At 44.9% G+C, this 12,495-nt stretch carries 10 protein-coding genes; all 10 read right to left on the bottom strand.

Going from position 1 to position 12,495, the window contains the following annotated elements; genetic code table 11:
- Position 1 precedes the first annotated feature (1 nt).
- From ftsQ to ftsI, 10 genes are read right to left on the bottom strand one after another with little or no spacing between them, the layout of a single operon-like run.
- On the bottom strand, positions 2–808 hold the full coding sequence (ftsQ, locus tag PSF28_RS14760; RefSeq protein WP_210837393.1) for a cell division protein FtsQ: 807 nt from the start codon (positions 806–808) through the stop codon (positions 2–4).
- Between the two features lies 1 nt (position 809).
- Positions 810–1,730, bottom strand: coding sequence for a D-alanine--D-alanine ligase (locus tag PSF28_RS14755; RefSeq protein WP_272685257.1), 921 nt, complete (start codon positions 1,728–1,730; stop codon positions 810–812).
- Positions 1,731–1,732: 2 nt separating this feature from the next.
- Entirely contained in the window at positions 1,733–3,196 is a 1,464-nt protein-coding gene (murC, locus tag PSF28_RS14750; RefSeq protein WP_210837397.1) for a UDP-N-acetylmuramate--L-alanine ligase, read from the bottom strand.
- A gap of 46 nt (positions 3,197–3,242) precedes the next feature.
- Positions 3,243–4,316, bottom strand: coding sequence for an undecaprenyldiphospho-muramoylpentapeptide beta-N-acetylglucosaminyltransferase (gene murG, locus PSF28_RS14745; RefSeq protein WP_210837399.1), 1,074 nt, complete (start codon positions 4,314–4,316; stop codon positions 3,243–3,245).
- On the bottom strand, positions 4,313–5,506 hold the full coding sequence (ftsW, locus tag PSF28_RS14740; RefSeq protein ID WP_109912942.1) for a cell division protein FtsW: 1,194 nt from the start codon (positions 5,504–5,506) through the stop codon (positions 4,313–4,315). The genes murG and ftsW overlap by 4 nt, the downstream gene beginning before the upstream one ends.
- A complete protein-coding gene (gene murD, locus PSF28_RS14735; protein ID WP_272685256.1) occupies positions 5,506–6,816 on the bottom strand; it encodes a UDP-N-acetylmuramoyl-L-alanine--D-glutamate ligase in 1,311 nt (436 codons plus the stop codon). Before murD ends, ftsW begins: the two co-directional genes overlap by 1 nt.
- Position 6,817: 1 nt before the next feature.
- Positions 6,818–7,900 (bottom strand): phospho-N-acetylmuramoyl-pentapeptide-transferase, encoded by a 1,083-nt coding sequence (gene mraY / locus PSF28_RS14730; RefSeq protein WP_004262035.1) that lies wholly within the window; start codon positions 7,898–7,900, stop codon positions 6,818–6,820.
- Positions 7,894–9,258, bottom strand: a complete 1,365-nt coding sequence (gene murF / locus PSF28_RS14725) for a UDP-N-acetylmuramoyl-tripeptide--D-alanyl-D-alanine ligase (protein WP_210837403.1) — start codon at positions 9,256–9,258, stop codon at positions 7,894–7,896. Before murF ends, mraY begins: the two co-directional genes overlap by 7 nt.
- On the bottom strand, positions 9,255–10,742 hold the full coding sequence (gene murE / locus PSF28_RS14720) for a UDP-N-acetylmuramoyl-L-alanyl-D-glutamate--2,6-diaminopimelate ligase (RefSeq protein WP_210837405.1): 1,488 nt from the start codon (positions 10,740–10,742) through the stop codon (positions 9,255–9,257). Before murE ends, murF begins: the two co-directional genes overlap by 4 nt.
- Positions 10,729–12,495, bottom strand: coding sequence for a peptidoglycan glycosyltransferase FtsI (gene ftsI, locus PSF28_RS14715; protein ID WP_210837407.1), 1,767 nt, complete (start codon positions 12,493–12,495; stop codon positions 10,729–10,731). The genes murE and ftsI overlap by 14 nt, the downstream gene beginning before the upstream one ends.

The raw sequence follows: 12,495 nt of genomic DNA, 5'->3' as shown, positions 1-12,495 counted from the left end.
TTTATTGTAACTCCGGTGGAGCATCGACCAATAGTGGCGCCCAGCCCACCGCAGCACCACTGGAATAACGTAAGTCAACATAGTCAACGCGTTTATCCGTTGTTTGCTGCAAAAGCGGATACAGTTCAAGGAACCGATTTAACCGCTCTGACACATCTTTCTTACCTAATTCGATTCTAACATCGTTGTCTAAAATAATTTGCCATGCATTTCTGGCTGTCATCGATAATGATTTTAACTTTAGGTTATGTGCTGCTAACGTGTTCTTAAAAACTGCAAATTCTTTAAGGACATCTTTTTGGCTACCTTGTGGCCCATACAGCAACACATAATCCCCTTTACCATTTTCGCTAACTGGCAAGTTAAATACTCTGCCTTGTTCATCTACCATGTTTTGGTCATTCCACCTAGCGAATGGGCGGTATTCAACAATGTGAATTTTCAATTCATCTGGCCATTGTTTACGCACCGTCACTTGGCGTACCCATGGCATCATGCTTATTTGGTTCTGGATAGCGTTGACATCAACGGTCATAAATGTCCCCGGCTGCCCTAACGCTAAAATGGCCTTTCTGACATCATCGTTTTTGGTGTAATGGCGCTCCCCCGTTAACACCAGTTTAGACATCGGCAGCCTGTCAGCATCTTTCATCCAAGTCATCACCATCCAACCACTCCAGAGGATAGTGCCAAGCACAAATAGGAAGAAAAATAACCCACCTAAAAATGCGCCATTACTCGGTCCTGAACGTGGATCCTCGTCATTATTCTGATTATGATGCCTAACGTTTAGTGCTGCTTGTGACATATCAACGAGCCAATTTTAAAATTTGTACAACTAACTGTGAAAAACTCATACCAGCCTGTCGAGCTGCCATCGGTACTAGACTATGGCCTGTCATACCCGGTGATGTATTAACTTCCAGCAGATAAAATTGACCATCATTATCTTGCATTACATCAACTCGTCCCCAGCCTTCGCAGCCAACGGCTTGGTAAGCTTTCAGTGCTAATTCTGCGAGCTCAGATTCGAGCTGTTCACCTAAACCACTTGGGCAAAAATATTGAGTTTCATCAGATAAATATTTTGCTTCGTAGTCATAAAAAATACCCGGTGGTTGAATACGAATTGACGGCAAAGTGTTATCTCCCAACACTGCAACCGTGAACTCCGGGCCACTCAGCCATTTTTCAATTAACAACGTTTCATCAAATTGAAACGCGAGGTCCAATGCCGCCGGCAATGACTCTAGGATATCAACTTTGCTCATGCCAACACTAGAACCTTCTAGACTAGGCTTCACAATCAGAGGTAGCCCTAGCAATTGCACTTTAGCAACAATTTGCTCATGCGATACCTGCTTATACTGCTGCTTTGTTAAGTAAACATATGGCGATACACTTAACCCTGCACCTTGCCATAATTGTTTTGTTCTCAGCTTATCCATACTCAGCGCTGAAGCCATAACACCACTACCGGTATAAGGGAGGTTTAGTGTTTCTAACAACCCTTGTAATGTACCGTCTTCACCACCTCGGCCATGCAATGCAATAAAAACTTTATTAAAACCTGCATCTTTCAATGTTTCTACAGGGAAATCTTGGGGGTCAATAGGATGAGCATCAATACCTGCTTGGCGTAACCCCGCTAGCACAGCATTTCCTGACTGAAGTGAAACTTCACGTTCAGCAGATGAGCCTCCTAATAGAACCGCAACTTTCTCTGTCATTTTTATTCCTCAACCATCGGTGGCTGTAATTTTGCATCGGCTAGGTTTTTAGCTATTTTACCAATATTTCCTGCGCCTTGAACTAAAATTAAATCATTTTCATCAAGAGTTTGAGCTAATATATGCGGAATTTGTTCACTATCGGCAACATAAATAGGATCAATCTGACCTCGACCACGAATTGTTCTGCACAATGAGCGGCTATCTGCCCCCGGTACATGCTTTTCACCCGCAGAATAGACATCTAGCATTAGCAATACATCTACCTGCCCTAAAACATTCACAAAATCATCGTATAAGTCACGAGTACGGGTATAACGATGCGGTTGGAATACCATAACAATGCGTTTATCTGGCCAACCGGCTCTCGCGGCTTTAATTGTTGCGTCAACTTCTGTTGGGTGGTGGCCATAGTCATCGACTAGCATCACTTCACCGTCTTTGCCGTTCACATTACGCAAAGGGAAGTTTCCTAGGAAATCAAAGCGGCGCCCCGTACCTTGAAACTCAACTAGTGCAGATAAAATATGTAAATCGTCAATACCTTCTTCTGTGGCAACTGCGACTGCGGCTGTCGCATTGAGCGCATTGTGACGTCCCGGTGCATTTAAAACCACAGTCAGCTCTGGCATATTTTCACGAGCAATGGTGAAAAAGCCTTGATTTCCTTTTTGCTCATATTGCGTGATACGCACATCCGCATCTTCACTAAAACCATAAGTAGTAATGTAGCGACCAATTTTAGGTAGTAACGAACGAATGACAGGGTCATCAATACACATTACTGCACGCCCGTAGAACGGCAGATTGTGCAAGAAATTAATGAATGTATTCGTTAAATTATCGAAGTCACCTTGGTAAGTATCCATATGATCAGCTTCGATATTTGTCACAACCGCAACTAACGGTTGCAAATGTAAAAACGATGCATCGCTTTCATCGGCTTCTGCAATCAAGTAACGGCTACTACCTAAACGCGCGTGCGTTCCTGCTGATTTAACCAACCCCCCATTCACAAATGTGGGGTCAAGACCTGCTTGTGCATAAATCCCAGAAATCATTGCTGTAGTGGTCGTTTTCCCGTGGGTACCTGCAACGGCAATACCATGACGGTAACGCATTAATTCAGCTAACATTTCTGCACGACGAATAACAGGAATACGCAATTCTTTGGCGGCTTGAATTTCAGGGTTCTCACTCGAGATAGCCGTTGATACGACAACAACACTCGCGTCTTCAACGTTCTCTGGGCGGTGATTAAAGTAAATCGTTGCCCCTAATGCGGTTAGTTGTTGAGTCACTGCATTCGGTGCTAAATCTGAACCACTAATTTCATAGCCTTCATTTGCCAACACTTCAGCGATACCACCCATGCCAGCACCGCCGATGCCGACAAAATGGATGTGCCTAACTCTTCTCATTTCTGGCACTGATGTTCTTAATTTCGCTAATTGTTGTGTATTCACTATATTTCTTCGCTTCTAATTAATTCGGTATCAATTATGGCTAATATTATTTAGCCACTTCGCAAATCACGGTAGCAACTCGCTCTGTTGCGTCTGTAATTGCACAGCTATGCGCTTTTTCGGCCATTGAGAGTAATTCGTTTCTATCCCATTGATCTAATAAGCTCGCCACAGCATCTGCGGTAAATTGTGATTGTTCTAAAATTTTAGCCGCTCCCGCTTTTTCTAGCGGTAATGCATTCCAATATTGTTGACGATCTTTATGTTGAAAAGGCACAAAAATAGCCGGTAAACCTGCGGCTGCAATTTCACTCACCGTTAATGCACCTGACCGACAGACAACAATATCTGCCCATGCGTAAGCTTGCGCCATATCATCAATAAATTCAGTAACTTTATACTCAGAATTGACTGAAACTTGCATATGCTCATTATACAATGCTTCTGTCGATTCCTTACTGCCTTTTCCCGCTTGATGCCAGATATTTAACTGTTTGCCTACTTTTTCAGCAACACACGGCATCACTTGATTTAAAATTCGAGCCCCTTGGCTACCACCAACAACTAATACGCGTATAGCGCCTTCTCGACCGGCTAAACGAACCTGTGGTGTAGGTAGTGCTAAAACGTCTTCACGTACTGGATTACCGACAACTGGTGCGTTAGGAAATGCCCCCGGAAAGGCTTGTAATACTCTTTTTGCGATTCGAGATAACCATTTGTTCGTTAAACCCGCGATACCATTTTGTTCATGAAGCACAACAGGTACACCGCATTGCCATGCTGCAATACCACCGGGCCCCGAAACATAGCCCCCCATGCCTAATACGGCATCCGGTTGATAACGCTTAATAATTGTTTTAGCTTGGCGAATCGCTTTATAAATACGCCATGGCGCCCCCAGTTGCGCTGCAATACCTTTGCCTCTGAGGCCCGAAATTTGAATGAATTCAATATCGATACCATGTTTCGGCACTAATGTAGCTTCCATTCGGTCAGCCGTACCTAACCAACGAATCTCCCAGCCTTGAGCCTGCAAATAATGAGCCACGGCTAACCCCGGAAAAACATGCCCTCCGGTTCCGCCTGCCATGACGAGTAATTTCTTTGCCTGACTCATTTAGTGCTCCTTACAAACGCCTGCGCTTTTTCAAGGCGTGTTTCAAAATCAATTCTCAGTAATATCGCAATGGCGGCAGCCATCACCAGTAAACTCGAACCACCATAACTAATTAGCGGTAGTGTTAAACCTTTTGTTGGTAACATGCCTGATGCGGCGCCAACGTTAACTAATGCTTGGAAGGTAAACCAAATACCAATAGAACAAGCCAAATAACCACCGAATAATTGGTTTGACATCAATGCGCGACGGCCGATCATCATTGCCCTAAATGCCAACATAAAGACCATCAGCAGAACCAATACAACGCCAAAGTACCCGAGCTCCTCAGCTAAAACCGAGAAAATAAAGTCTGTGTGTGCTTCTGGCAAATATTCTAATTTTTGTACTGAGTTTCCAAGCCCCTGCCCAAACACTTCACCACGACCAAAGGCCATTAAAGATTGAGTTAGCTGATAACCACTTCCAAACGGGTCATCCCATGGATTCAAAAATGACGTGACTCGACGTAAGCGGTACGGCTCGAACCAAATCAAAGCCAATACCCCCACCGCACAAGCGGCAATACCAATAATAAAGGGGGCTAACCTTGCTCCTGCTAAAAACAACAACCCGAGAGTGGTAACCACTAAGACGATAACTGTCCCTAGGTCGGGTTGTAATAAAAGCAAGGACGCCATAACAATCAAAATACACATCGGTTTGATAAAGCCAAGAAAGCGGGTTCTGACTTCATCAGATTTACGCACTAAATAACTGGATACGTAGCAAAACAACGTAAATTTCGAAATTTCTGCCGGCTGAATTTTCACCAAGCCGATGTCTATCCAGCGTGATGCCCCGTTAACTGAACTCCCTGCTACCAACACCACGACTAGCATGCCAAGAGAAGCCATCAACAATATGAAGTTGTACTTCTCCCAAACCGCCATCGGAATACGCATAACACCTAGCGCTAAAATAAATGCGATAACGATATACACCACATCACGCTTAGCAAAATAAAACGGGTCTTCGGTTAAGCGCTGGCCAACTGGCATGGACGCAGAGGTGACCATAATAAAACCAACCGCGGCTAAACCGAATGCCAACCACACCAATGTACGGTCGTAAAGCGTTGAGCCTGAAATCACGCCATTTTTTTCACCAATGACCCAATTTTTTAAACGCATCGCACCCGGTATCGTCATTAACCTAGCTCCTGGGCTAATTGAGCAAAGACAGTTCCACGCTGCTCAAAACTTTTAAACTGATCCAAACTAGCGCACGCAGGGGATAACAGCACCATGTCCCCTGCTTTTAGTTGAGGCGCAATTTGGCGTAAGCTTTGTTCCATAGTCTCAGTCAAAACTGATTTTTCAGGTGCCATATCCGCTAATTCTTTGCCATCACGGCCAAAGCAATATAAACGGTAGTTATCCGCAGCAATATATTGTTTTAATGGTGAAAAGTCAGCTGACTTGCCATCACCACCTAATAATAAGTAGATGTTGCCGTCCACATGTAACCCATTTAACGCCGCTTCAGTACTTCCAACATTGGTAGCTTTGGAGTCATTAATCCAGCGTACACCGTTGTTGAATAACACTAACTCGAAACGATGCGCTAACCCCGCATAGCCTTTCAATACTTGAAGGCAAGCTGGGCGAGGAATACTCACGGCATCCGCCAGTGCTAACGCGGCTAACGCATTGAGGTAATTGTGTTGGCCAGTTAAGTGCATCTCATTGACATCAAGCAGCTCTTTTCCTTTAGCCACTAACACCCGTTTTTGAGTATCAAAGAAATAATCACCACTATTTAAGCCAAAGCTAATGCATTCTTCCAAAGTATGATTCGCGGGTAAGGTCAGTGCATCTTGTAAGTTAACAATGCAGTTTTTGGCATTGTGATAAATTTTTAATTTCGCTTCACGATACTGCGCTAGACCTAATGGATATCGGTCCATATGATCTTCACTAATATTTAAGACTGTCGCGGCGGTCGCTTCTAAACTTGAAGTGGTTTCTAATTGGAAGCTGGAAAGTTCTAAAACGTATAGACGATGCCCTGCATTGAGTAATGAAAGTGCTGGCGTACCAATATTGCCACCAACACCAACTGAAATACCCGCAGCTTTAGCCATTTCACCAACCAATGACGTGACGGTACTTTTACCATTTGAACCTGTAATGGCGACAATCGGTGCATCGGCTTCACGACAAAACAATTCGATATCACCCACAATTTCGATGCCATTTTCTGCCGCTTCCTGCAACTGAGGTGTTGCCAACGCAATCCCTGGGCTCGCGACAATTAAATCGGCTGCCTGTAACCAGCTATTATTCAAGCTGCCACTATGGCATTCCACACTCGCAGGGAGTTTATCTACTCCCGGAGGCACTGCACGGGTATCCATAACGCGAGGCACAACGCCGCGCGCAAGGAAAAAATGAACGCAAGATAGGCCAGTGATCCCCAGCCCAATAATAACGACGTTCTTACCCTGATAATCGACCATCTTAACGCACCTTCAAGGTTGCCAGCCCAATGAGGACTAACATTAATGAGATAATCCAGAAGCGCACGATAACGCGAGGTTCTGGCCAACCCTTCAATTCATAATGGTGGTGAATTGGTGCCATGCGGAAAATACGTTGCCCGCGCAATTTAAATGAACCGACTTGTAAAATAACGGACAATGTCTCAACCACGAACACACCACCCATAATCACTAATAAAAACTCTTGGCGCAGTAATACAGCGATAGTTCCGAGTGCACCACCAAGTGCCAATGAGCCAACATCCCCCATAAACACTTGAGCCGGATATGTGTTAAACCACAGAAAACCTAACCCTGCCCCCACAATGGCAGTACAGACAATCACTAATTCACCTGCATGTGGTAAAAATGGAATATGTAAGTAACTGGCAAAATTAACATTACCTGTTGCCCATGCCACTAATGCAAAACCTGCAGCGACAAATACCGTTGGCATGATAGCCAAGCCATCCAAACCATCTGTTAGGTTTACTGCGTTACTGGTTCCAACAATCACAAAATAAGTCAGCAAAATATACAGCATGCCCAGTTGTGGCATCACATCTTTGAAAAATGGCACCACTAGCTGCGTTGCTGGGGTGTCTTTACCAATCGCGTACATGGAAAAGGCAACAATTAACGCAATGACGGATTGCCAGAAATATTTCCAACGCGCGATTAAACCACGAGTGTCTTTACGTACCACTTTACGGTAGTCATCAACAAAACCGACAATGCCATACCCTACTAACACGAGCAGTACACACCAAACATAAGGGTTGTCTAAGCGAGCCCATAACAGAGTTGAAACGGTGATTGAGAATAAAATCAATAACCCGCCCATGGTTGGGGTTCCACGCTTACTAAAATGAGACTCAGGCCCTTCGTTACGAACGACTTGGCCTATTTGCATTTTTTGTAAATAGGCAATTAAATGAGGCCCCATCCACAGAGCAATGGCGAGTGCCGTCAGCAAACCGACAATGGCCCTGAACGTCAAATAAGAGAAGACGTTCAGAACAGAAAACTTGTGGACCAACATTTCGGCAAGCCAGACTAACATTCGAAGCACTCCTTCAATGCATTCACAACATCTTCCATCGCGGAACTGCGTGAACCTTTAACTAAAATAGAAACAACGTCCTTCTGCTGCGCTAGCGGAATTAGTCGGGTTAATAAATCTGCTTTCACGGTGAAATGCTCACCACATTCACTAAATTGGCTAATCAACTCACTTAATTGACCAACACTGAATACTTTGTCTAACCCAGCCTGTTTAGCGGCAACACCAACACGCTGATGGCAATCTTCTGCATAATCGCCCAGTTCACCCATATCCCCCACCACTAAGATGCGGTAACCTGGCATTTTTTCGAGAACGTGAATTGCTGCGATCATCGAGCCATCATTTGCGTTATAAGTGTCATCTAAAACCACTTTGTGCTCCGCTAAGCGCACAGGGTATAACCGCCCCGGTACCGACTTCGTTTTCGCTAAGCCATTTTTAATATTATCGAGGCTAGCACCGACTGAAATGGCTAATGCACTCGCCGCTAACACATTAGCGATGTTGTGCATGCCCGGCAGTGGTAACGTGACATCGACACGACCGACTGGCGTGTGCAGCACAAAATCCGTTGTCAGCTGGTTCACTTGAATATCAGAAGGATAGAAATCTGCTTTTGCTTGTGATGTTAGTGAGTAATACCAAACAGTTTGGCGTGGCTGAAACTGCCACTTTTCACTGTAGCTATCAAGGTTAACAATTGCAGTTCCTTCTTCTGGAATACCTTGATAAATTTCACCTTTCGCTTTAGCAACCCCTTCCGGTGAACCAAAACCCGCTAAGTGGGCAGCAAATAAATTGTTAACTAATGCGGCTTCTGGTTTGACGATATTGGTTGTGTAGGCAATTTCATTTGGATGATTAGCGCCCATTTCTATCACCGCGAAATCATCATCATGGGTTAAACGAAATAGCGTCAAAGGCACACCAATATCGTTGTTTAAATTACCTGCAGTATATAAGGTTTTACCGCGCTCAGATAAAATGGATGCAGTCATCTCTTTGACGGATGTTTTGCCTGAAGACCCCGTCAAACCAACCACTCGTGCTCTGCTCTGATGACGAACCCATGCAGCCAGTTGGCCCATTGCAATACGCGTGTCTTTCACGATAATTTGTGGGCAATCCACTTCCAGTTTGCGCTCAACGAGTAACGCCTTAGCGCCCGCCATAACGACTTGCTGCGCAAAATCATGGGCGTCGAAGCGTTCACCTTTTAACGCAATAAATAGGCAATTTTCAGTAATTTTGCGGCTATCCGTACTCACCGCGCTAACCATTGCATTGGTGTCTGGAGCAGATTCAATCTGCCCTTGGGTAATTTGTGCCAGTTGAGCGAGTGTTAAAGGGATCATGCGACTACTCCCAACAAACGAGCCACCGTTAGACGGTCTGAGTAATCTAACTTGCGCTGACCAATAATTTGATAATCTTCGTGACCCTTACCTGCAATCACAATCACATCATCAGGAGATGCCTGCAAAATGGTGTTTGTCACGGCTTCTGGACGACCCGGTATGGCCAAAGCACGGCTGGAATCTAATAAGCCCGCCATAATATCATTAATAATATCGATAGGGTCTTCACTGCGCGGGTTGTCGTCTGTGATCACGATTTTATCTGCATATTCTTCTGCAGCGGCCCCCATTAGTGGACGCTTGCCTTTGTCACGGTCACCACCGCAACCAAATACACACCATAATTGACCTTTGCAATGTAAGCGTGCTGCCGCTAAGGCTTTTTCTAAGGCATCCGGAGTATGTGCATAATCAACGACGACTGTCGGTTTATTCGGTGCACTGAACACTTCCATACGCCCACATACTGGTGATAATGAAGAGGTAGCAGCCAACAGTTTATCCAACGGATAATCCATCATCAGTAAAGTTGCCATTGCCACTAATAAGTTGCTGACATTAAACGCGCCCATCAACGGGCTTTCAAAGCGCCCATTTCCCCATGAGGAATCAAAATGGACAGTTGCGCCTTTATCGTGATATTCAACTTCAGTGGCTTTTAACCATGGGCCTTGCCAATCATTTGGAATGCGGTTTTCCATGGTCACTGCGCACGCCTGAGGCAAACGTTGTAGCCATTTCAAGCCAATAGCATCATCCGCATTGATGATTTGCGATTTTGTATTATGCGTGGAAAACAACAGCCATTTTGCGGCTTCATAGCTTTCCATATCGCCATGATAATCAAGGTGATCACGGCTTAAATTAGTAAATACAGCGGCATCAAACTGTAAGGCAGCAACTCGGCCTTGCACTAAGCCATGGGAAGATACTTCCATCGCTGTTAATGTCGCTTTTTGGTTCAATAATTGAGTCAATTCAAGTTGGATATCTACCGCAGAGCCGGTAGTATTTTCGCTTGGCGACACATGGCCTAATAGACCATTACCCACGGTTCCCATTACAGCGCTAGTCTCCCCTAGCCCTTGAGCCCACTGAGCAATTAATTGTGTCGTCGTTGTTTTACCGTTTGTACCCGTCACACCAACGAGTTTCATATTTGCTGATGGCTGCTGATAAAACTCCCCCGCAAGGGCTGATAAACGATTATTCAGGTCATTTAAATAAATAACAGGGACGCCATGAACGAAACGAATTTCACCTTCAACAGCTTCACCTTCCGCTTCCGCTATCACAGCAGAAACCCCTTGAGCAATTGCTTGAGGAATATAGTGTCGCCCATCTGATTGATGGCCTTTTATTGCAATAAACAGATCGCCCGCGGCAGCCTTTCGACTGTCTAGCGTCATCTCACGCAGTGAGATTGGAGTTGTGCTCACACCAAAGGGTGAGAGTAGATCACAAAGATTACGATCTGCCACTTTTAACCTCTTTTTGACTATTTACAATTTCATTTTGTTCATTTGGTTGCAATGCATCGGGTTCAACGTTCATCAACCGTAGAACCCCTCCCATGATTGAACCAAATATCGGTGCAGATACCGCACCACCGTAGTATTTACCTGCACTGGGCTCATTGATGAGCACCACTAACGCATAGCGTGGGTTACTCGCAGGAGCCACACCCGCGGCGTAAGCTAAATATTTCTCAACGTAACGCCCTTCAGGACCCACTTTTTTCGCAGTCCCTGTTTTAATAGCAATGCGATAGCCTTTAATTGCTGCTCGTGCTCCCCCGCCTCCGGGTAAAGCCACACTTTCCATCATATGAACCACTGTTCGCATGATCGGCTCAGGAAAAACACGAGTTCCTGACACAGGAGGGTCAACCTTCGTGATAGATAATGGCCGATAAATACCAAAACTACCGATAGTTGCATAGGCTCGCGCTAACTGTAACGGTGTTACCATTTGCCCGTAGCCAAAAGAAAAGGTGGCCCTTTCTAAATCAGACCACCGTGTTTTTTTACTTGGAAAGATGCCACTACTTTCCCCGACTAACCCCAGATTAGTCGGCTTGCCAAACCCAAAGCGGCTATACACATCCACCAGCTCAGTGGCAGGCATCGCTAACGCAAGCTTTGAAACACCTACGTTACTCGACTTCTGTAAAATCCCAGTAATTGTTAGTTCAGCATACCGTGCTACGTCTTTGATCTCATGACCGCTAATACGATATGGATAAGTATTAATTACTGAGTTTTCTTTAATAATTTTGTTATGTAGCGCACTCATGACCACCATGGGTTTCACTGTTGAGCCGGGCTCGAAAATATCGGTGATAGCACGGTTACGCATCGCATCCATTGATGTACCCGTTAAATTATTTGGGTTATAGGATGGACTATTTGCCATTGCTAAAATTTCACCGGTATGAACATCCACTAAAATTGCCACGCCCGATTCAGCTTTATTTTCCTGTACACCACGTGTTAATTCGCGGTAAACAATGGATTGAATGCGTTCATCAATACTTAATGTCAGATTATGCGCAGCTTGGCTGTCAATGGAGGAAATCGTTTCAATCACTCGCCCATTACGGTCTTTGCGAACTGTACGTTCACCCGGTGCACCTTTTAACCAACGGTCAAAGCTTTTCTCAACGCCTTCAATGCCTTCGCCATCAATATTTGTTACCCCCAATAAGTGAGCGGTAACTGGGCCTGATGGATAATAACGACGAGACTCTTTACGTAAGTAAATACCGGGTATTTTTAATTTTTTAACGTAATCGCCAATAGATGGGTTAACTTGACGCGCTAAATACACAAAACGGCCTCTTGGATTGGCCGATATTTTGCTGGTAATTTGTTCTAGTGGGATCTCAAGGGCATCCGCTAATGCTTTCCAGTGCTCGTCATTGCTGATCCCCCCTTTTTCAAACACTTCTTTGGGGTCAGCCCAAATCGCATTAACTGGCACACTCACCGCCAGTTGCCGTCCTTCTCGGTCGCTGATCATGCCTCGGGAAGTTGCGACTTCTTGCACTCGTAAAGAGCGCATATCGCCTTCTTTCACCAGTTTCTCTGGTGCGATAATTTGCAGATAAGCCACCCGCGTCAGCAACCCTGCTAACGCCAAGACAATGCATCCGCACAGCAAAATAAAGCGCCAGCGGACAAAGCTGGTACTTTCTTCTTGTTTCTTATTTTTCGCTGTTTTTGGTGCTTTCAT

This window comes from Providencia sp. PROV130, from assembly GCF_028482225.1.
Classification (GTDB): domain Bacteria; phylum Pseudomonadota; class Gammaproteobacteria; order Enterobacterales; family Enterobacteriaceae; genus Providencia; species Providencia rettgeri.
Note: the sequence above shows the minus strand (reverse complement) of the source record. Positions and strands in the feature narration are given on the sequence as shown.